The following is a 19,992-nucleotide window of genomic DNA, read 5'->3' as shown; positions in this document are numbered from 1 at the left end:
TGATTTCAGGCCTTGTCAGTTCCGTAGGCAGCCATGAACACATTGACGGCGCTGCCGATTATCCGGTCCAGTTCCTCTTCGGGAACCGGGCCTTCGAGTTCCCCGAACAGGCGCAGCTTGAAGAAGGTGCCTGTGGAAAGCTCGATATATTGCCGGGCCGCCAACTCGGGGTCATCCACCTTCAGATGGCCGATCTTGACCTGATGTTCGATGAAATCCAGCAGCACCGTGCGCACATTGTTCGGCGCGGAGAGGAAAAAACGCTGCGCCAGCTTCGGCATGCGATCGATGACACCGATCACGGAGCGCATGGCGGGGATCATGTCGGAACAGATCATCTTGTTGGCAAAAGCCTTGCCGAACTGTTCCAGCCCCTCGCGTACCTCTTCGGTGCCCTCAAGAATATGGCGCATGGAGGTGGCGAATTCGTTGCGGTGATGGTCGACGAGCGCAACGAACAAATCTTCCTTGTTGGAGAAGTAGACATAGATCGTGCCCTTGGAAACGCCCGCTTCCCGGGTGATGTCGTTCATGCTGGCGGCGTCGAAGCCCTTGCGCTTGAACACGCGCCAGGCGCCGGCCAGAATCTGGTCGCGTTTGGCCGGGTCTTCGCCCGCCGCAAAACGCCCGGCGGGGTTTCCCGGACAGCCCGTATCGGTTTCCGTCTCCATATCCATGTCTTCACCTGCCATCACTGCCGCCTCTTAGCATCGTAATGACGTAAAAAAAACTAACCGAACGTCGAACCAATCGGTTCGATAACACTTGATATGTGTCAGGAAAGGGATTATGTCAATCGAACCGAACGGTTCAGTTCGAAAAACTTTCTTCAATTTATCACGGTACATTCTCATGTCGGCCCAGAAGAATAGCGCGGTTCGCGCCGTCAACGATGCGGAAGAGGCGGATATCTCTGCCAAGGCCGAGACCTCTCCCGCAAAGCCGGCCGAGGCCGCGCCGCAGCAGCCGGCCCAGGCCGTTGCAGCGCCGAAGGCCAAGAAGCGTTCGCCGCTTCTGCCGGTCTTCGCCCTTGCCATTCTCGCCGGCGCCGGCTGGTATGGTTACAACTGGTGGGTCGACGGCCGCTTCATGGTGTCGACGGATGACGCCTATATCGAAGGTGATATCGCCGTCATAGCGCCGAAGGTTGCCGGTTACGTCGCCAAGGTGAACGTGGTCGAGAACCAGGAAGTCAAGGCGGGTGACCCGCTGGTGACGCTTGATGATGGCGATTATCGCATCGCTCTGGAACAGGCCGAAGCCCAGATCCGCACCGAGGAACTGTCGCTGAAGCGTATCGACGCGCAGATCATCGGCGGCGAAGCCGCGCAGGAACAGGCCGTTGCCCAGAAGGGTGCGCTGGATGCCGCCCTTCGCGGCGCGGAAATCACCCAGAAGCGCGCCAGCGAGCTGCAGGCGAAGGATGTCGGCACGGTTGCCGCTTCCGACAGCGCCCAGGTCGCGCTCGATCAGGCCAGGGCGAATGTCGTGGCGGGCGAGGCGGCGATTGCGTCGGCCAAGGCCAATGTCGAGCTTCTGCGCGCCCAGCGCGAGGAAGCCGAAAGCACCATCCGTTCGCTGCAGCTTTCCAAGGACAAGGCTGCCCGCGATCTGGCCTTCACGGTTCTGAAGGCGCCTTATGACGGCGTCATCGGCAATCTCGGTGTGCAGAACGGTGATCTGGTGTCGGTCGGCAAGCGTCTGGCTTCGCTGGTGCCGATGAACGAGCTTTATATCGACGCCAATTTCAAGGAAACGCAGCTTGCCCGCGTCGTGCCCGGTTCGAAGGTGCGCGTGCATGTCGACGCCTTTGACGATGCGACGATCGAAGGCACCGTGCAGTCGATTTCGCCCGGTTCGGGCTCGGTCTTCTCCATGCTGCCGCCGGAAAATGCGACAGGTAACTTCACCAAGGTCATCCAGCGCGTGCCTGTTCGTATCGTCTTCTCCAAGGAAGACCTTGAAAAGCACAATCTCCGCGCCGGCCTCAGCGTCGTTGTCGATGTCGATACCCGCACGGCGCCGGAAACCACCAGAACGGCGCAAGTCAACCCGGAAGCCAAGTAAGGCGCGTCTTTGACGCACCGTTGAGGGCAAGATCATGGCGGCTACGGTTGTCGGTACGGGCGGGGCGTCCATCCCCGCCGATCCCCCGATGGACAGGCGCAGGCTCATCGCGTTCTTCGCGATGGTCTTCGGCATGTTCATGTCGATTCTCGACATTCAGATCGTTTCCGCCTCGCTGGCGGAAATCCAGGCCGGCCTCGGCGCCGGCTCGGACGAGATCGCCTGGGTGCAGACCTCCTATCTGATCGCCGAAGTGATCATGATCCCGCTTTCGGGCACGCTGGCGCGCATTCTCTCCACGCGCGTGCTCTTCGCCACCTGTGCTGCGGGCTTCACGATTTCGAGCGCGCTCTGCGCCACCGCCACCAATATCGACCAGATGATCGTCTATCGCGCGATCCAGGGCTTTATCGGCGGCGGCATGATCCCGTCCGTCTTTGCGGCCGCCTTCACGATCTTCCCGCCATCGAAACGCTCGGTCGTCTCGCCGATCATCGGTCTGGTCGCGACGCTTGCACCCACAATCGGTCCGACGGTCGGCGGTTATCTTTCCAATGCCTTTTCCTGGCACTGGTTGTTCCTCGTCAACATCATTCCCGGCATCATCGTCACCATCCTGACCTGGAGCCTCATTGATTTCGACAAGCCGGAGCACTCGCTCTGGAAGAAGTTCGACTGGTGGGGGCTGATCTCCATGGCGGTCTTCCTCGGCTCGCTGGAATATGTGCTGGAAGAGGGCAACAACAAGGACTGGTTCAACGACGAGCATATCGTTTTGGGCTCCGTCGCCATGGTCATCGGCGCGGTGGTCTTCTTCTGGCGTGCCTTCAAGGTGGAATTCCCGGTGGTTGACATCCGCGCCTTTGCGGACCGAAACTTCTCCATCGGCTCGCTTTTCTCCTTCGTCATGGGCATCGGGCTTTACGGCCTGACCTATCTCTACCCGCTCTATCTTGGCCGGGTGAGGGGTTACGATGCGCTGATGATCGGCGAGACCATGTTCGTCTCAGGTCTTGCGATGTTCTTCACCGCGCCGATTGCCGGCAAGGTTTCGACCAAGCTCGATCCGCGGGCGATGATGGCGATCGGTTTCATCAGCTTCGGCTGCGGCACCTGGATAATGACGCATGTGACGACCGACTGGGACTTCTACGAGCTGCTGATCCCGCAGATCCTGCGCGGTTTCGGCCTGATGATGTGCATGGTGCCGATCAACAACATCGCGCTCGGCACCTTGCCGCCGGCCCGTATCCGCAACGCGTCCGGCCTGTTCAACCTCACCCGTAACCTCGGCGGCGCCGTCGGTCTTGCCGTCATCAACACCATGCTGTCGCAGCGCACCGACGACCATTATGTGCGGCTGGCCGAACATATCAGCTATTCCAACCCGCAGGCGCTGGAATGGCTGAACAATGTCGGCGCCAACTATGATTCCTACGGGCTGGACGGCGCTTCCGTCGCCGTCAAGAAAATGGTCGGCATGGTTTCGCAGCAGGCCTGGATCTTGGCCTTTGCCGATGTGTTCTTCGCACTGACGATTTTGTTCTCCAGCCTGATCTTCATGACCGTGCTGATCCAGAAACCCAAGGCAGCGCCGCCGCCGGACGCGGCGCACTGATAACAATCCCCTCCCATCCACCGCAGAGCTGGGGCCGTCGGAAATGACGGCCCCTTTTTTATATCCTACCGAAAATCCCGATTCTGCCTGTTGATCGCAGCGGGCAAGCCATATATATCAATCCTTGAGGTACGTACCTCAAAAATGCTTGAGAGGGAGCCAAAACGGGGCCGGGAGGACGGCTGACCCGGATTTCGGCCGCTTGGGAGGGGGCAGTTCAGAGGGGGAGATCATGATGGCCTTGGAACTCAATCCAGACTTTGCAATCACGGATGAGCAGTCGCTTCGCGGGCTGTTCGAGCCGACACATGCCCTGGCGGTACAGAAGTGTCAGGACAGGCTCGGCGAACATGCGCAGGAATTCATAAGGCGTTCGCCGTTTCTCTGCATCGGCACCCAGAATCTTGAAGGAAAGGCCGATGTCAGCCCCCGCGGCGATCCGGCGGGCTTTGTAAAGGTTCTCGACGCCCGCACCCTGGCGATCCCCGACCGGCCGGGCAATAATCGCCTCGATACCCTCAGCAATATCATCGCCAATCCTGTTGTCGGGCTGTTGTTCATCGTGCCCGGTTTCGACGACACCCTGCGGGTGAACGGGCGCGCGACACTGAGCAATGATCCCGAGATCCTGAAGCTCATGAGCATTGCGGATCACACCCCAAAACTTGCCATCGTCGTAGAGGTGGACGAGGTTTTCATGCATTGCGCCAAGGCGTTCAGGCGCTCCCACCTGTGGGATCCCGCACATTTCCAGGTCCGGTCGGAAATGCCCTCGCTTATCAAGATCATTCTCGATGAGACGACAGGTGCGCCGACGAACGGTGATGAGATGCAGAAGATGGACGAGCAGCTGGAGCAGGACTACCGGCGGACCCTTTATTAGCCGCAGCCCATGCCGCTCTTGATATTCCGCAGCCATTTGATGAATTGTGAGGTACGTACATCATTTTTCGATTTACGGCGGCGGCAAAGCTGGATATGCAAGGGGGAGGGAGGAGCCATGAAGCCTACAGTTCACGATATCGCCGAGCGCGCGGGCGTCAGTCTCGCCACCATCGACCGGGTGCTGAACATGCGCCCCGGCGTGCATGCGGCAACGCGGGCACGGGTGGAAGCGGCCATTGCCGAGCTGGGTTACGTGCGCGATATCGCGGCCGCCAATCTGGCCAAGGGCCGCAATTACTCGATGATCTTCATCCTGCCCGGCAATGACAATTCCTTCATGGCGACCCTGCGCGCCGAGGTGCGGGCTGCTGCCAGCCGTTCCCATCTGGAGCGCACGGCCATCCGTGTCATCGAGGTGCCGCCGTTTAATGCCGCAGCACTGACCGAGGCACTGGAAGTTGCACGCCGGGAAAAACCCTCGGGCGTCGCTTTTGTCGCCACCGATTCCGAAGATGTGGCTGAGGCCGCCGACCGGCTGGCGGAAGACGGCATCGCCACGGTGACACTGGTCTCCGATCTCTCCGGTTCGCGGCGCGATCATTATGCCGGTGTGGACAACGTCGCGGCCGGGCGCACGGCGGCCAGCCTGATGGGGCGTTTCCTTTCCGGACGCGGCGGCGATGTCGCTGTTGTTGCCGGCTCCATGCTGGTGCGCGACCACCGCGAGCGTCTGGAAGGATTTCGCGCCGTGATCGAATCCGAATTTCCCCAGCTGCGGCTGCTGCCGGTGCTGGAGGGCAGGGACGATCCGCTGACCGTCGAGACGCTGGTGCGCGAGGCGCTCGGCAACGCCTCACTGTCAGGCATCTACAGTCTCGGTGCGGGTAATCGCGGCCTCATCCGGGCGCTTGGGGCCGCAGATGGCGAAAGAGCGCTTTCGGTCATCGCCCATGAACTGACGGAAAACACCGCCAATGCGCTGCGGGAAGGGCTGCTGGATGCCGTGCTCAACCAGGATGCCGGCCACGAGGTGCGCAGCGCCATCCGCGTGTTGAAGGCGCGCGCCGATGGCCTGCCCGTCATCGCCGCGCAGGAACGGATCCGTATCGACATATTCCTCAGGGACAATCTGCCCTGACGAGAGCATTTCCAGGAAAAGTGGCCGCCGGTTTTCCGTCCGGAAATGCGGCGGCTTTTAAAAAACGCTGAAAGCGGCGCATGGCGCGCCGGAATGGAGAAATACATGTATCTCGGTCTCGATCTTGGCACTTCAGGCGTCAAAGCCCTGCTGATGGACGGCGATCAGAAAATCATCGGCTCGGCCAACGGCTCGCTGGACGTCTCGCGCCCGCATCATGGCTGGTCCGAACAGGACCCGGCAGACTGGATTGCTGCCACGAAAACCGCCGTTGCCGGCCTGAAGCAGAAGTTTCCTGGGGAACTCGCCGCCGTAAAGGGCATCGGCCTTTCCGGCCAGATGCATGGTGCGACGCTTGTTGATGCCGATGGCAAGGTGCTGCGCCCCTGCATCCTGTGGAACGACACGCGTTCTCACGCCGAGGCCGCCGCGCTGGATGCCGATCCGCGTTTCCGCAAGATCACCGGCAACATCGTTTTCCCCGGCTTCACCGCGCCGAAGCTTGCCTGGGTGGCGAAGAACGAACCCGATATCTTCGCGAAAGTGGCCAAGGTATTGCTGCCGAAGGATTATCTGCGTCTGTGGCTGACCGGCGAATACATCTCGGAAATGTCTGACTCCGCCGGCACCTCCTGGCTCGATACCGGCGCGCGCAAGTGGTCTTCCGAACTGCTCGCCGCCACCGGGCTGGATGAAAAGCACATGCCGTCCCTGGTGGAAGGCACGGATGAGGCGGGCGTGCTGCGCTCCGAACTTGCTTCCGAATGGGGCATTTCCGGCCGTGCCGTCGTTGCCGGCGGGGCGGGCGACAATGCCGCTTCCGCCTGCGGCATGGGCACGGTGAAGGAAGGCCATGCCTTCGTGTCGCTCGGCACGTCAGGTGTGCTTTTCGCCGCCAATGCGTCCTATCTGCCGAAGCCTGAAAGCGCCGTGCACGCCTTCTGCCACGCGCTGCCCAACACCTGGCACCAGATGGGCGTCATCCTTTCCGCGACGGATGCGCTGAACTGGTATTCGCGCCTCACCGGGCAATCCGCCGCCGATCTGACGGGTGAGCTGGGCGAGGCGCTTCTTGCGCCGACCGGCGTTACCTTCGCGCCTTATCTTTCCGGTGAGCGCACACCGCATAACGACGCCGCCATCCGGGGTTCCTTCATCGGCCTTTCACATGAAAGCGACCGCAAGGCGCTGACGCAGGCCGTGCTGGAAGGCGTCACCTTCGCGATCAGGGACAATCTTGAAGCGCTGAAATCGGCCGGCACCTCGATTTCCCGCGTCACCGCCATCGGCGGCGGCTCGCGCTCGGCCTATTGGCTGGCCTCGATCGCCACGTCGCTCGGCGTGCCCGTCGATATTCCGGCCGAGGGCGATTTCGGCGCGGCCTTCGGCGCCGCCCGCCTCGGCCTCATCGCCGCGACGGGGGCCGATCCGGTTGCCGTTTGCTCGCAGCCGGAGACGGCACGGACGATCGAGCCGGTGGCCGATCTGGCCGGTGCCTATGAGGAGGCTTACCGGCGGTATCACGCGCTTTATCCGGCTATTCGGCCGCTTTCGCATTGAGACGCGGAGTGTGCGGCTTCACCCTCCCTCTGCCCTGTCGGGCATCTCCCCCTCAAGGGGGGAGATCGACCTGCGGCGAGGTCTCGCCCTTCTCCAGCTTCGAGAATGAAATGACGAGACCGCGTCTTGCTGATCTCCCCCCTTGAGGGGGAGATGTCCGGCAGGACAGAGGGGGGTGAGCCGCACCCTCCAACACATCCCGAACAACACCCAAACCCACCCCAAGAGGAGGATCACCATGACCACAGGTTTTTTCGGCGATATCGCCAAGATCAAATATGAAGGCCCCGACAGCACCAACCCGCTGGCCTTCCGCCATTACAACCCGGACGAAGTCGTCGCCGGCAAGCGCATGGAAGATCACCTGCGTTTTGCGGTCGCCTATTGGCACACCTTCACCTGGCCGGGCGGTGACCCCTTCGGCGGCCAGACCTTTGAGCGTCCGTGGTTCGAAGACACCATGCAGGCGGCAAAACTGAAGGCAGATGTGGCTTTCGAATTCTTCTCGCTGCTCGGTTCGCCGTTTTATTGCTTCCACGACGCCGATGTGCGCCCGGAAGGCAAGAACTTTGCCGAAAACACCAAGAACCTCAACGAGATCGTCGATTATTTCGCGCAGAAGCAGGCCGATACCGGCGTGAAGCTTCTGTGGGGCACGGCCAACCTCTTCTCCAACCGCCGCTTCATGTCCGGCGCCGCCACCAATCCCGATCCGGACGTCTTCGCCTTCTCTGCCGCAACCGTGAAGACCTGCATGGACGCCACCAAGAAGCTCGGCGGCGCGAACTATGTTTTGTGGGGCGGCCGCGAAGGTTACGAGACCCTGCTCAACACCGATCTTTCGCGTGAGCTCGACCAGCTCGGCCGCTTCCTCAATCTGGTGGTGGAATACAAGTACAAGATCGGTTTTGAAGGCACGATCCTGATCGAGCCGAAGCCGCAGGAGCCGACCAAGCACCAGTACGACTACGATGTCGCCACCGTTTATGCTTTCCTGCAGAAGAACGGCCTCGATAAGGAAGTGAAGGTCAATATCGAGCAGGGCCACGCGATCCTCGCCGGCCACTCCTTCGAGCACGAACTGGCCATGGCCAATGCCTTCGGCATCTTCGGCTCCATCGACATGAACCGCAACGATTACCAGTCCGGCTGGGATACCGACCAGTTCCCCAACAACGTACCGGAAATGGCGCTTGCCTATTACCATGTTCTGGCCGGCGGCGGCTTCAAGAATGGCGGCACCAACTTCGATTCCAAGCTGCGCCGTCAGTCGCTCGATCCGCAGGATCTGCTGATCGGCCATATCGGCGGCATGGATTGCTGCGCCCGTGGCCTGAAGGCGGCGGCGAAGATGATCGAGGACGGTGCGCTTTCGAAGCCGCTTTCCGAGCGTTACGCCAAGTGGGATTCGGCTGAAGCCCAGAAGATGCTGCGCGGCGAGCTGAAGCTCGAGGAAATCGCAGCGCTGGTCGAGAGCCAGGATATCAACCCCGAGCCGAAATCCGGTCGTCAGGAATATCTCGAAAACGTGGTCAATCGTTACGTTTGACGGGGTCATAGGTTCTCAAAAGGAAGCGGGAGAATATCTCCCGCTTTCGCCGTTTCGGGTTGACGATCGCCGTCACGACACACTCGACGTCATCCTCGGGTCAAGCCCGAGGATGACGTCGAGTGTGGAGCAAGGCAGGCCCTAAGGATCGTATGAGGGGACATGCTCTCCGTTATCCACCCAAAGCGGGGAAGGCTTTCCGCCACCGCTCCTCACTTTTCAGCAGCTTCCAAGAAAATACGTTCCCGTCCGTCCCCATCAGCCATTTCCGCCGCATCATTCTCCCGCAACCGGAACGGAAGGGCGAGACGCGCGGCGCCTTTCGCGAACCGGCTGCCGGCATCGACAAGCATGGTTCTGGCAGACCGTGTTTTTGAAAGGCATCCCGCCGGGCCAGAGGCGGGAAGGGCTGATCGGATAGGTGCCGTGAAAAGACTGTGACCGAGGGGCCGCGATTGCGGTCCCGATGCGGCGGCCCGGTGAATGCAACAACTTCCACCACTTCCCATTTCCCCCGCATTTGCCGGGCCGATGTCTTTCGCCGCCGGCAAACCGCTGCGGCGGCATTGGCGCATGCAAAGCGCTTTGGACTTGTTAACTGCGCAGCCTGAAACGTTGTAGATTCTTTGCGGCCCGGCTGTACCTCACAGGCGGCATGGTCTAAACCGCTGCAGATCTTTTCACACCCGATGGACGACAAGGGCCTCTCCGATGACCGATCCAAAAACGCTAGCAGCCCGTTTCCCCGGCGACTTCCTGTTCGGCGTCGCGACTGCCTCGTTCCAGATCGAAGGCTCCACCAGGGCGGATGGCCGCAAGCCCTCCATCTGGGATGCCTTCTGCAACATGCCGGGCCATGTCTTTGGGCGTCACAATGGTGATGTCGCCTGCGATCATTACAATCGCTGGGAACAGGATCTCGATCTCATCAAGGACATGGGTGTCGAGGCCTATCGTTTCTCGATCGCCTGGCCGCGCATTATTCCCGATGGTTTCGGTCCGATCAACGAGAAGGGGCTGGATTTTTACGACCGCCTCGTCGATGGCTGCAAGGCGCGCGGCATCAAGACCTATGCGACGCTTTATCATTGGGACCTGCCGCTGACCCTGATGGGTGACGGCGGCTGGGCCTCGCGTTCCACTGCGCACGCCTTCCAGCGTTACGCCAAGACCGTCATGGCCCGCCTCGGCGACCGGCTGGATGCGGTGGCGACCTTCAACGAACCCTGGTGCGCTGTGTGGCTCAGCCATCTCTACGGTATCCATGCGCCGGGCGAACGCAACATGGAGGCGGCCCTTGCCGCCATGCACCACATCAACCTCGCCCACGGTTTCGGCGTGGAGGCATCCCGCCATGTCGCGCCGAAGGTGCCGGTGGGACTGGTGCTCAACGCCCATTCCGTCATCCCGGCTTCCGATAGCGACGCCGATCTCAAGGCGGCGGAGCGGGCCTTCCAGTTCCACAATGGCGCGTTTTTCGATCCTGTCTTCAAGGGCGAATATCCGGCCGAGATGATGGAAGCGCTTGGTGACCGCATGCCTGTCGTGGAGGCGGAAGACCTCGCCATCATCAGCCAGAAGCTCGACTGGTGGGGTCTGAATTATTACACGCCGATGCGTGTCGCCAACGATGCGACGCCGGGCGCGGAATTCCCCGCGACCACACCGGCCCCCGCCATAAGCGATGTGAAGACCGATATCGGCTGGGAGGTCTACGCGCCGGCGCTCAAGTCGCTGGTGGAGACGCTCTACAAGCGTTACGACCTGCCGGAATGCTACATCACCGAAAACGGCGCCTGCTACAATATGGGCGTTGAAAACGGCGAGGTGAATGACCAGCCGCGTCTCGATTATTATGCCGAACACCTCGGCATCGTTGCCGATCTCATCCGCGACGGTTACCCGATGCGCGGTTATTTCGCCTGGAGCCTGATGGATAATTTCGAATGGGCCGAGGGTTATCGCATGCGTTTCGGCCTGGTGCATGTGGATTACGACACGCAGGTGCGCACGCTGAAGAACAGCGGCAAGTGGTACAGCGCGCTGGCCTCGGGTTTTCCGAAGGGGAACCATGGCGTGACGAAGGGGTGAGGCTTCCCCCCATCCCTGTGCTCGTCACAGGGATCCAGCCAGCCCAAGTCCTTGGACTGAGAGGAGTCTTTTCGCCACGCAGACGCGTGTCGGCTGGATTCCTGTGACGAGCACAGGAATGAGGGTTGGGGCGGGCGTGGATGAACTTTACGCGCCGCATCCGGTAGCAGGCGATGCGTCACCGCTCTCTGCAATAAAGTTTTGCTCCCTTATTATCAGTTTTCCAAACTTTTTTACCGGTTACCGCGCGGTGCCTGCTTGCACGCGCCGTCCCGTCTCCTATGTCAGGCGGGCTACGACGGCGTAGCGTCCGTTTCTGCCGGTCAAGGGGCAGGGCGGGCTGGTCCTCCCAGGGAAAACGAACATGCTTATCGAAAAACTCAACTGGCGTTATGCCACAAAGAAAATGGATCCTTCCAAGGCCGTGTCTGAAGACAAGGTTGAACGGATCGTGGAAGCGGCGCGGCTAGCGCCCACCTCCAGCGGCCTGCAGCCCTTCGAAGTGATCGTTGTTACCGATCCTGAAGTGCGCGCAAAGATCCGCGAGATCGCCTGGAACCAGGCGCAGGTGACCGATGGTTCGCATCTGCTGGTCTTTGCAGCATGGGACAATTACACCGAAGAGCGGATCAACCACATGTTCGATCTGGTCAATGAAGAACGCGGCATCAAGAATGAAGGCTGGGAAGCCTATCGCCAGATGCTACTCTCCACCTATCCGCAGCGCGAGCAGCAGGTGAATTTCGAACACGCCGCCCGTCAGGCCTATATCGGCTTCGGCATGGCCGTGGCGCAGGCCGCTTTCGAGGGCGTCGATTCCACCCCCATGGAAGGTTTCGATCCCGCGAAGCTCGATGAAATCCTCGGCCTGCGTGAAAAGGGTCTGCGCTCCGTCACCATTCTGCCGCTCGGCTACCGTGAACCGGAAGGCGACTGGCTGGTGAACCTGAAAAAGGTCCGCCGCCCGCTCGAGGAATTCACCAGCCGCGTGTGATTTTCATATCGTCGTGAAATCTTGACTGCCGCAGGGCCGCACACGCGGCTTTGCGGTAGATTTTTTCTCTCTTTTCAGATAATTGAAAAAACATCCCTGTTAAAAGGTGGCGTGTGCAGGCAAGTATGCGCCATCGAATTGCCGATCCCCGGCATTTCTGAGTGAAAGCCTGACGAAATGACCCGGAAAATCAGCTGTCATCGAATGTGCCAAAAGGCTGCATGAAGAGAGCGGTTCAGCACCGCAACAGGATTTTTTGAGACCCGATCCGTCACGCATTCCCAGAGTTCACAATGAGTTTTCCATCCAGTGCGGCATCGCCCGCGCGTTCAGAACAGGCGGTCCCGGAAGGGGCGGCAAAGGAGCCGATGGTCACGTTTGAAGGCGTGACCAAAACCTTTGGCGGCGCCGACGGCAAGCCCGGCTTCGCAGCCCTTGCCGGTATCGATTACATCGTGCCGAAAGGCTCCATCACCGGCATCATCGGCCGCTCGGGTGCGGGCAAGTCCACGCTGATCCGCCTCGCCAACGGCCTTGAGAAGCCCTCGACCGGCCGTGTGGTCGTTGATGGCGTCGATGTCGCGGTGCTCGATGAAAAGAGCCTGCGCACGCTGCGCCGTTCCGTCGGCATGATCTTCCAGCACTTCAACCTTTTGTCGTCGCGTACCGCTTTCGGCAATGTGGCGCTGCCGCTCGAAATCGCCGGCATGGGCAAAAGGGAGATCGAAACCCGCGTTGCGCCGCTGCTCGATCTCGTCGGGCTTTCGGACAAGGCCAATCGTTATCCGGCGGAACTCTCCGGCGGCCAGAAGCAGCGTGTCGGCATTGCCCGTGCGCTCGCCACCCAGCCGAAGCTGCTCCTTTCCGACGAGGCGACATCGGCGCTTGATCCGGAAACGACCCAGTCCATTCTTGAACTTCTGAAGCGCATCAATGCCGAACTGGGCCTCACCGTGCTGCTCATCACCCATGAGATGGAGGTGGTGAAGACCATCGCCTCGCAGGTGGCTGTCATCGACAGGGGCCTGATCGTCGAGGAAGGCACGACCTTCGATATCTTCACCGCGCCTAAACACGAGACGACCCGCAGCCTGCTGTCGTCCTCGGTCGGCGTGAAGCTGCCGCACTGGGTCACCTCGGGTCTCAAGCCGCAGGCAGCGGAAGGTGATCGCGTTCTGGTGCGCCTGGTGTTCTTCGGCGAAACGGCGTTCCAGCCATTGACGGCGCGCCTCGTCGCCGAAATTGGTCCTGATGTGAATATTCTCGCCGGTACCATCGAGGAGATTTCCGGCCAGCCCTTCGGCTCGCTCGTCGTTTCCTATCCGGCCTCGGTGGACGTCACCGCCCGCGCCAGCCGCTTTTATGCTGAGACCGGTCTTCACACGGAGGTGCTCGGTTATGTCGCCTGATATGCTGTTCAACCTTCTCTTCAAGGGCCTGTGGCAGACGCTGCACATGGTCGCGGTCGCCGGCATCGTCGGCTCGCTGATCGGCGTGCCCATGGGTGTTTTCCTTGCCACCAGCGGCAAGGGCGAACTGTTTCCCGCGCCAATGACCAACCGCATCCTCGGCCTTATCGTGAATGCGGCGCGCTCCACGCCCTTCATCATTCTTGTCGTGGCGATCATTCCCTTCACCCGCCTCGTGGCCGGCACGTCGATCGGCACCAGCGCCGCCATCGTGCCGCTGACGGTCGCAACCGTGCCCTTCATCGCAAGGCTGGTGGAAGCGGCGATCCGCGAGGTGGACAAGGGCCTGATCGAGGCTGCCCGCGCCATGGGCGCCACCCCGCTGCAGATCGTCACAAAGGTGCTTCTGGCGGAGGCCAAGCCCGGCATCACGCTGGCGCTCACGCTCACGCTGGTCAGCCTCATCGGTTATTCGGCCATGGTCGGCGCAGTCGGCGGCGGCGGGCTGGGCGACCTCGGCATCCGCTATGGTTACCAGCGCTTCATGCCCGACGTGATGCTGGCGGTGGTTCTGGTGCTGATCGTGCTGGTGCAGCTGGTGCAGAGCGCCGGCGACAGGCTGGCGCGCAGCTTCGACAAGCGGACCCGCAAGAATTAACTGCGTTCATAATAACAACCCAAGGAGACACCCATGAAGAAACTCATCCTCGCGGCTTCGCTCGCCGCTCTCTTCACCGCCGGTCAGGCGCTGGCCGAGACCATCAAGATCGGCGTCACCCCCGCCGAGCACGCGCAGATCATGGAGCAGGTGAAGAAGATCGCGGCCGCCAAGGGCCTCGATATCGATATCATCGAATTCTCCGACTATGTCGTGCCGAACCAGGCGCTGGCCGATGGTGAGCTGCAGGCCAACTCCTTCCAGCACCAGCCTTACCTCGACAACCAGATCGCTGACCGCAAGTTCGATCTCGTCAGCGTTGGCACCACCATCACCACCCCGATGGGCGTTTATTCGAAGAAGGTGAAGAGCCTTGACGAGCTGAAGGACGGCGCAACCGTCGGCATTCCGAACGACCCGACCAATGGCGGCCGCGCACTGCTGGTTCTCGCTTCCAAGGGCGTTCTCAAGGTCAAGGAAGAAGCCGGCCTGAAGGTGACGCCTGCCGACATCACCGAAAACCCGAAGAACATCCAGATCGTCGAACTTGACGCCGCCCAGCTGCCGCGCTCGCTTGATGACACCGACGCTTCGGTCATCAACACCAACTATGCGACGGCAGCCGGCCTGAACCCGAAGAAGGACGCCATCGCCATCGAAAGCGAAAAGTCCCCTTACGCGAATGTCATCGCCGTTCGGGCGCAGGACAAGGACAAGCCCTGGGTGAAGACGCTGGTGGAATCCTACCAGAGCCCGGAAGTGAAGGCCTTCATTCTGGAAAAGTACAACGGCACGGTCATCCCGTCCTGGTAAGCCGCTCCGGCACTGTAAAAAATGACAACCTCTCCCGTTCGCGGGGGAGGTTTTTTGTTTCCGGGCGGGCGCAAATCCGTGTTCCATGAAAAGCCCGGGGCATTTCAGGGAAGAATTTTTCAGAGTCGCTGCCGGACTGTCGTTTTATACCCGTGTTTTTTTGGGGCGTGGCCACGATGCGGTTTAACGGCTTCTGAATGTTTCCTTCGGAAGATGATGCTTTCGAAGGGGATTTTATGCGGATTGCGCCGCGCAACATTGGGGACTATTTGCCGGTCGGGCGCAGAACCGCCGTGGGCGTTGTATTGTCCACCTTCGCGCTGGTGCTTCTCATCGTTACCGCGCTGGTCCTGTCCGCCCTCAGTCAGGTGCGTGAAAAGGCGAATTCGCTCGACAATGCCCGTTCGCGCGAGACGACGGCGGGTGCTCTCGTCACCTTTCGCGAACAGCTCGGCGCAACGCTGAATGATTACGCCGCCTGGGATGATGCCGCCGAATATGTCTATGCCCCTGATCGTTTTGACTGGGTGGCGAGCAATTACGGCGAGATGACGATCAATAACGATCTTTTCGATACTGCCGTGATCATCGACGAGGACGACAGGGTCCGCATGGCCTATCAGAACGGCAAGCCGGCGACATGGAGGCCAAACGCCTATTTCGCCGGCGGCCTTAAGGAAATGATCGATCGCGTGCGTTCCATGCGTCCCGGCATCACCTCGCAGGTCACGGGTTTCGTCAAAACCGGCGATGGCATCGCTGCAGCCGGTGTCGCGCTCGTGCGGCTGAAATCCGGGGCGCTGCCGCCGGTTGATGCGGAGCGGCGTTATCTGGTTTTTGCCCGTCACCTCAAGCAGGCGACGGTGGACAAGCTTGCCCGCAACTACGTCATCGAGGGGCTGGAACTGCAATATGGCGACGGACCTGCCGCCAACCATGTGGATATCGTCAATCCCTTAGGCGAGGTGCTGGCGCGGCTCGTCTGGCGCTCGCACCTGCCGGGGGATGTCAGCTTTCATGAGGCGCGGCCGGTGGTCTTCACCGCGCTTGGCATTGCCGGCACGTTTTTCCTCGTGCTGCTCATCATCGGTTCGGCCACGCTGGACCGGCTGAAAGCGGATGAGGCGGCAGCGCGGGAGGAAGCGCTGCGCGACCGGTTGAGCGGGCTCAGCAACCGCGCGGGTCTCTTTGCGAAACTGAACCGCATGGTCGACAACGGCCGTCACGACAAGACGGATATCAAGCTTCTCTATCTCGATCTCGACGGTTTCAAGGAAATCAACGATTCCTACGGCCATGCCGCCGGCGACCGGCTGATCAAGGGTGTGGCGGCGGCGCTCAGGGTGCTGGTGCCGGAAGGCGCTGTCCTGGCGCGGCTCGGCGGCGACGAATTCGCCATTGCCATCCAGGGCAACGACGTCTGGTCTGAAGGCCGAAAACTGTGTCTGGCGCTTCTCGAACTCTTTACCGAGCCTTTCAGCATCGGTGAAAGGGTGGCGAGCATCGGCTGCAGCATCGGCACCTCGGTTTCCCGCGCCGGCGATATCAATGGCGAGGAATTGCTGCGGCGTGCCGATATGGCCATGTATCAGGCCAAGGAAAACGGACGCGGGCGTTACGTTTCCTATGAACTGAAGATGGATGCGCTGCGCGAGGAAAAGCTGCAGCTTGAAGCCGATCTTCGCTCCGCCATCCTGAACGACGAGATACAGGTGGTTTATCAGCCGGTCGTCAGCGCCGCCACGCGCTGCATTACCGGGGTGGAGGCGCTGGCCCGCTGGCAGAGGCCGGGATATGGCTTCGTGCCGCCGGATATCTTCATTGCCGCTGCCGAAACCAGCGGGCTGATCGACCGGCTCGGCCTTCTCGTCCTGCACAAGGCCTGCGAGACGGCGCAGCAATGGCCGTCCATCAAGCTCTCGGTGAATATCTCTCCCGTGCAGTTCCGCAATCCGGCCTTCTCCGGCCATATCGCGGATATTCTTGACGCGACGCAGACACCGCCCGAAAGGCTGCGGCTGGAAATGACAGAAGGTTATTTCATCCAGCATCCGGAGCGGGCGAGTGCGGCCATCGACAAGCTGAAACAGCTCGGCTTGCATATTGCGCTCGACGATTTTGGCGCCGGCTTCGCCAGCGTCGGATATCTGCGCCGCTTCGGTTTCGACCGGATGAAGATTGACCGTTCGTTGATCATGGCGCTCGATAAGGGCGGCCGGTCTCTGGAAATGCTGCAGGCCACCGTGGCGCTGGCGAAGTCGCTCGATATTCCGGTCACGGCCGAAGGCGTGGAAACGGAAGAGCAGGCTGCCATCCTGCATCTGTGCGGCTGTGATGAATTGCAGGGTTACCTGTTCTCGAGGCCGGTCGCAGCCGAGGAGATTACCGACATGCTGGATGGGCAGGATGCGCCGTTATTTGCTCTGAGAGCGGGGGCGTGAGAGGCGCACCGATGTCTTTCAGCAATTCTCGATCAACTGAGAGTGCCGCCCATTTTATTCTCCCCGGCGGGGAGAAGAAATACGCGGCACCCGCTCAATCGAAACCCGGCCCCTGTGCATTCTGATGCTGACCCGGCTTACCGTCCCAGATGCTGTTCGCCTCGCTTCTTTGCCAGTTCGATCTGCTGCTGCCGGTCGCGGAACCGCTGGCGGTCCTCTTCGTTGCGGTCGTCGTAGCAGCTCGGGCAGGAGACGCCTTCCTCGAATTTCGGAGACAGGCGCACTTCCGGCGTGATCGGGTTGCGGCAGGCGTGGCAGAGCTCATGATCGCCTTCGGCAAGGCCGTGGACAACGGAGACACGCTCGTCGAACACGAAGCAGGCGCCTTCCCACAGGCTCTCTTCTTCCGGCACCTCTTCCAGATATTTCAGGATGCCGCCCTTGAGGTGATAGACCTCGTCGAAACCCTGTTCCTTCATGAAGGCGGTGGCCTTTTCGCAGCGAATGCCGCCGGTGCAATACATGGCGATCTTCGGCTTGTTGTGCAGGCCGGGATTGTTCTTCACCCAGTCGGGAAACTCGCGGAAGGTTTTCGTCTTCGGATCGACCGCGCCTTTGAAGACGCCGATGGCGGTCTCGTAATCGTTGCGGGTGTCGATGACGATGGTATCCGGATCGGAGATCAGCTCGTTCCAGTCGCGCGGCTCGACATAGGTGCCGACGATGCGGTTCGGATCGATATCAGGCACGCCCATGGTGACGATCTCTTTCTTGAGCTTCACCTTCAGCCGCACGAAGGGCATGTGCGAGGCACGGCTTTCCTTGTGTTCCAGCGCGGCAAATTCCGGCTGGGCGCGCAGGAAGGAGAGCACGGCGTGAATGCCCGCATCCGGCCCGGCAATGGTGCCGTTGATGCCTTCGGCGGCAAGCAGCAGCGTGCCCTTGACGCCGTTCTTCTGGCAGAGCTCGAACAACGGCTCGCGCAGGCTCTCGAACCGCGGCAGGCGGGCGAAATGATAAAGCGCGGCCACAAGGAAATCACCAGAGGTTTCCGGGCGGGGGAGAATGGTCGTGTCGGTCATGGGCGCTGAAATACAGCGACGGCGGCCGCAAAGCAATATTTATCAACGGGTCCGGTCATTTTGAAAATCGTCAAATCGGGAGAGTTTGGGGGGGCTTCCGGCCGATCTCACCTCCGTCATTCCGGCCTTGAGCCGGAATGGCGGAGGTGAGGGAGCACCGAACGAGAAGTTTGGGCTACTTCGCCGCCCGCCGCCACAGCAGGCCGATGATGCGGCTTTCGGTGCGGGCGGATTCGGAAAACACCTCGCCTGCCAGCGCAAGGCCTTCCGTGCGCAGCGCCTGCTGCCGCTGGATGATGGCGTCGAGCAGCAGAGCCAGCCGCTCGCCATTGCCGAAACGGTCCGGCTCGCGGTCGGCGACGGCGGCGAGAACCGAAAGATCGTGCTCGTGACCAAGAATGTCGACCAGCCGCTTGGTATCGGCCCGCTTGGCGCGCATGGCGGAAGGCCAGAGGCGGCGCATCAGGCCGAGATGCATCCAGTAGGCCTGCCCGGCCTTGCGCAATTCGTGGAAATGTTCGACGTCGGCCTGCTCGTGGCAATCGGTGAGCGCCTTGCGTGCCCTTTTTCGCTGTTTCGCCCAGGCGGTTCTTATCAGCCGGGCGGTGTCTTTCAACTCATCCGGCAGCGACAGGGCCTCGAGCTTCCTGCGCGCTTCCCCGCAGCCGGCGATGGCGGCGGCAATGGCCTCGTCGAGGCCGGCCTCATGTTCTATGGCGTCGTCGCGGCGCTTGCGCAGCATCGCGGTGATCGATCGCAACGCTTCGCCCTGCGCGTCCGAGCGCGCGAAGGTCTCGAGATATTCCGCCGTCTCCACCAGCGCCGTCGCATCCCGCGCAAAGGCGAGGGAGCGGGCGATATCGCGAATACGGGCATTTTCCTCCCGGCCGAAATCCGGCGCCGCCTCGCGGATCAGGCGGTAGAGGGCGCGCAGCCGCTTGAACCGCTTGCGGGCGTCATGCACCGCCTCGTGCGATCCCGACGGCTGGTCGCGCAGGATCGTGATCGTATCGTCGATCAGTTCCAGCCCGGCGCGACGGATTTCGTCGTCGAAGGGCTTTTTCGGATCAATTCTGAAGGGCATCCGACAGGTCTCCGTTCGGACAGTCCATGGCGAGCGACTGGTTGGAGAAACGCTTGTCTCCGGTTACTTCCCGGCCAAGCCAGGACGGCAGAGCGGGATCGGCATTCTCGTCATGCATTTCCACTTCCGCCACGACCAGCCCGTGATATTTCCCTTCGAAAACATCCACCTCCCAGGTGAAACCGCCGTGATCGACGGTGTGGCGGGTTTTCTCGATCACCACGCCCGGCGCGCTTGCCATCAGCTCTTCGGCATCCTTGAGGGGTATGGAATATTCATATTCGTCGCGGACAAGGGCGCTGGCGCCGATCTTGATGGTCAGGGTCGCGTCACGCTGGTCGACGATCCTCACCCGAACCGAACGGTTTTCCATCGAGGCGACATATGCCTGCCGGAAAGCCATGCTATGCGTTACCTCATTACGCCATTCACCGCCTGCAACCAGAAACTTCCGTTCAATTTCCTTGGCCATGCTGTCTCCGCGAACTGGTGCTGCAGATTATCGCAATATGACATTATGATGAAGCGAATTGATTGAAGTATCTGGATAAAAATGCGGCTGGCGCGCCTCGACATGAAAGCCGAGGCAGGCTAATCCGTAGA

The 19,992-nt window shown here is 60.9% G+C and carries 17 protein-coding genes; 12 read left to right on the top strand and 5 right to left on the bottom strand.

The genetic code is table 11. From position 1 onward, the window contains the following. Positions 1–5 precede the first annotated feature (5 nt). A complete protein-coding gene (locus DA915_RS18815; RefSeq protein ID WP_060724551.1) occupies positions 6–692 on the bottom strand; it encodes a TetR/AcrR family transcriptional regulator in 687 nt (228 codons plus the stop codon). A 160-nt stretch (positions 693–852) separates the two neighbouring features. Here DA915_RS18815 and DA915_RS18810 point away from each other — a divergent pair, with 160 nt between their 5' ends. From DA915_RS18810 to xylA, 6 genes are all read left to right on the top strand, one after another. Continuing rightward, a complete protein-coding gene (locus DA915_RS18810) occupies positions 853–2,067 on the top strand; it encodes an HlyD family secretion protein (RefSeq protein WP_107676895.1) in 1,215 nt (404 codons plus the stop codon). Between the two features lie 34 nt (positions 2,068–2,101). Further along, the gene (locus tag DA915_RS18805; protein WP_003505432.1) at positions 2,102–3,685 is read left to right on the top strand and encodes a DHA2 family efflux MFS transporter permease subunit; all 1,584 of its coding nucleotides are present in this window, start codon (positions 2,102–2,104) and stop codon (positions 3,683–3,685) included. Between the two features lie 232 nt (positions 3,686–3,917). Beyond that, positions 3,918–4,568 (top strand): pyridoxamine 5'-phosphate oxidase family protein, encoded by a 651-nt coding sequence (locus DA915_RS18800; RefSeq protein ID WP_192886603.1) that lies wholly within the window; start codon positions 3,918–3,920, stop codon positions 4,566–4,568. A 117-nt stretch (positions 4,569–4,685) separates the two neighbouring features. Then, complete coding sequence (locus DA915_RS18795) at positions 4,686–5,708, top strand: LacI family DNA-binding transcriptional regulator (protein WP_003505436.1); 1,023 nt, start codon at positions 4,686–4,688, stop codon at positions 5,706–5,708. A 105-nt stretch (positions 5,709–5,813) separates the two neighbouring features. After that, positions 5,814–7,268 (top strand): xylulokinase, encoded by a 1,455-nt coding sequence (gene xylB / locus DA915_RS18790; RefSeq protein ID WP_107676921.1) that lies wholly within the window; start codon positions 5,814–5,816, stop codon positions 7,266–7,268. Between the two features lie 238 nt (positions 7,269–7,506). Then, positions 7,507–8,817 carry a xylose isomerase gene (xylA, locus tag DA915_RS18785; RefSeq protein WP_060724546.1) on the top strand — a complete coding sequence of 437 codons (1,311 nt, stop codon included), beginning with the start codon at positions 7,507–7,509 and terminating at the stop codon, positions 8,815–8,817. Between the two features lie 212 nt (positions 8,818–9,029). Here the strand turns inward: xylA and DA915_RS28985 are convergent, their stop codons facing one another. After that, entirely contained in the window at positions 9,030–9,170 is a 141-nt protein-coding gene (locus tag DA915_RS28985) for a hypothetical protein (protein WP_162996202.1), read from the bottom strand. A gap of 358 nt (positions 9,171–9,528) precedes the next feature. Here DA915_RS28985 and DA915_RS18780 point away from each other — a divergent pair, with 358 nt between their 5' ends. The 6 genes from DA915_RS18780 to DA915_RS18750 all read left to right on the top strand — a co-directional run bounded on the left by DA915_RS18780 (position 9,529) and on the right by DA915_RS18750 (position 17,223). Continuing rightward, entirely contained in the window at positions 9,529–10,908 is a 1,380-nt protein-coding gene (locus DA915_RS18780; protein ID WP_107676893.1) for a GH1 family beta-glucosidase, read from the top strand. Between the two features lie 364 nt (positions 10,909–11,272). Further along, the gene (locus tag DA915_RS18770; protein WP_020009083.1) at positions 11,273–11,902 is read left to right on the top strand and encodes an NAD(P)H-dependent oxidoreductase; all 630 of its coding nucleotides are present in this window, start codon (positions 11,273–11,275) and stop codon (positions 11,900–11,902) included. A gap of 368 nt (positions 11,903–12,270) precedes the next feature. Then, the gene (locus tag DA915_RS18765; protein WP_107676891.1) at positions 12,271–13,311 is read left to right on the top strand and encodes a methionine ABC transporter ATP-binding protein; all 1,041 of its coding nucleotides are present in this window, start codon (positions 12,271–12,273) and stop codon (positions 13,309–13,311) included. Next, a complete protein-coding gene (locus DA915_RS18760; RefSeq protein ID WP_003505445.1) occupies positions 13,301–13,969 on the top strand; it encodes a methionine ABC transporter permease in 669 nt (222 codons plus the stop codon). Before DA915_RS18765 ends, DA915_RS18760 begins: the two co-directional genes overlap by 11 nt. 33 nt (positions 13,970–14,002) lie before the next feature. Then, complete coding sequence (locus tag DA915_RS18755) at positions 14,003–14,782, top strand: MetQ/NlpA family ABC transporter substrate-binding protein (protein ID WP_003505446.1); 780 nt, start codon at positions 14,003–14,005, stop codon at positions 14,780–14,782. Positions 14,783–14,979: 197 nt separating this feature from the next. Beyond that, on the top strand, positions 14,980–17,223 hold the full coding sequence (locus DA915_RS18750) for a bifunctional diguanylate cyclase/phosphodiesterase (protein ID WP_162696745.1): 2,244 nt from the start codon (positions 14,980–14,982) through the stop codon (positions 17,221–17,223). Between the two features lie 137 nt (positions 17,224–17,360). Here the strand turns inward: DA915_RS18750 and DA915_RS18745 are convergent, their stop codons facing one another. The 3 genes from DA915_RS18745 to DA915_RS18735 form a co-directional block, all read right to left on the bottom strand. After that, positions 17,361–18,305 carry a rhodanese-related sulfurtransferase gene (locus tag DA915_RS18745; protein ID WP_107676890.1) on the bottom strand — a complete coding sequence of 315 codons (945 nt, stop codon included), beginning with the start codon at positions 18,303–18,305 and terminating at the stop codon, positions 17,361–17,363. Positions 18,306–18,480: 175 nt separating this feature from the next. Further along, positions 18,481–19,389 (bottom strand): CHAD domain-containing protein, encoded by a 909-nt coding sequence (locus tag DA915_RS18740; protein ID WP_087746769.1) that lies wholly within the window; start codon positions 19,387–19,389, stop codon positions 18,481–18,483. Further along, entirely contained in the window at positions 19,373–19,861 is a 489-nt protein-coding gene (locus tag DA915_RS18735) for a CYTH domain-containing protein (protein ID WP_020812106.1), read from the bottom strand. Before DA915_RS18735 ends, DA915_RS18740 begins: the two co-directional genes overlap by 17 nt. Between the last annotated feature and the right edge of the window lie 131 nt (positions 19,862–19,992).

The organism is Agrobacterium sp. LAD9 (assembly GCF_003031125.1).
Taxonomy (GTDB): domain Bacteria; phylum Pseudomonadota; class Alphaproteobacteria; order Rhizobiales; family Rhizobiaceae; genus Agrobacterium; species Agrobacterium radiobacter.
This window is presented reverse-complemented; position numbering and strand designations above follow the sequence as displayed.

Coding starts and splice junctions, on each gene's coding strand:
- DA915_RS18815 (WP_060724551.1), bottom strand. CDS start 692: ATGGCAGGTGAAGACATGGATATGGAGACGGAAACCGATACGGGCTGT.
- DA915_RS18810 (WP_107676895.1), top strand. CDS start 853: ATGTCGGCCCAGAAGAATAGCGCGGTTCGCGCCGTCAACGATGCGGAA.
- DA915_RS18805 (WP_003505432.1), top strand. CDS start 2,102: ATGGCGGCTACGGTTGTCGGTACGGGCGGGGCGTCCATCCCCGCCGAT.
- DA915_RS18800 (WP_192886603.1), top strand. CDS start 3,918: ATGATGGCCTTGGAACTCAATCCAGACTTTGCAATCACGGATGAGCAG.
- DA915_RS18795 (WP_003505436.1), top strand. CDS start 4,686: ATGAAGCCTACAGTTCACGATATCGCCGAGCGCGCGGGCGTCAGTCTC.
- xylB (WP_107676921.1), top strand. CDS start 5,814: ATGTATCTCGGTCTCGATCTTGGCACTTCAGGCGTCAAAGCCCTGCTG.
- xylA (WP_060724546.1), top strand. CDS start 7,507: ATGACCACAGGTTTTTTCGGCGATATCGCCAAGATCAAATATGAAGGC.
- DA915_RS28985 (WP_162996202.1), bottom strand. CDS start 9,170: ATGCTTGTCGATGCCGGCAGCCGGTTCGCGAAAGGCGCCGCGCGTCTC.
- DA915_RS18780 (WP_107676893.1), top strand. CDS start 9,529: ATGACCGATCCAAAAACGCTAGCAGCCCGTTTCCCCGGCGACTTCCTG.
- DA915_RS18770 (WP_020009083.1), top strand. CDS start 11,273: ATGCTTATCGAAAAACTCAACTGGCGTTATGCCACAAAGAAAATGGAT.
- DA915_RS18765 (WP_107676891.1), top strand. CDS start 12,271: ATGGTCACGTTTGAAGGCGTGACCAAAACCTTTGGCGGCGCCGACGGC.
- DA915_RS18760 (WP_003505445.1), top strand. CDS start 13,301: ATGTCGCCTGATATGCTGTTCAACCTTCTCTTCAAGGGCCTGTGGCAG.
- DA915_RS18755 (WP_003505446.1), top strand. CDS start 14,003: ATGAAGAAACTCATCCTCGCGGCTTCGCTCGCCGCTCTCTTCACCGCC.
- DA915_RS18750 (WP_162696745.1), top strand. CDS start 14,980: ATGTTTCCTTCGGAAGATGATGCTTTCGAAGGGGATTTTATGCGGATT.
- DA915_RS18745 (WP_107676890.1), bottom strand. CDS start 18,305: ATGACCGACACGACCATTCTCCCCCGCCCGGAAACCTCTGGTGATTTC.
- DA915_RS18740 (WP_087746769.1), bottom strand. CDS start 19,389: ATGCCCTTCAGAATTGATCCGAAAAAGCCCTTCGACGACGAAATCCGT.
- DA915_RS18735 (WP_020812106.1), bottom strand. CDS start 19,861: ATGGCCAAGGAAATTGAACGGAAGTTTCTGGTTGCAGGCGGTGAATGG.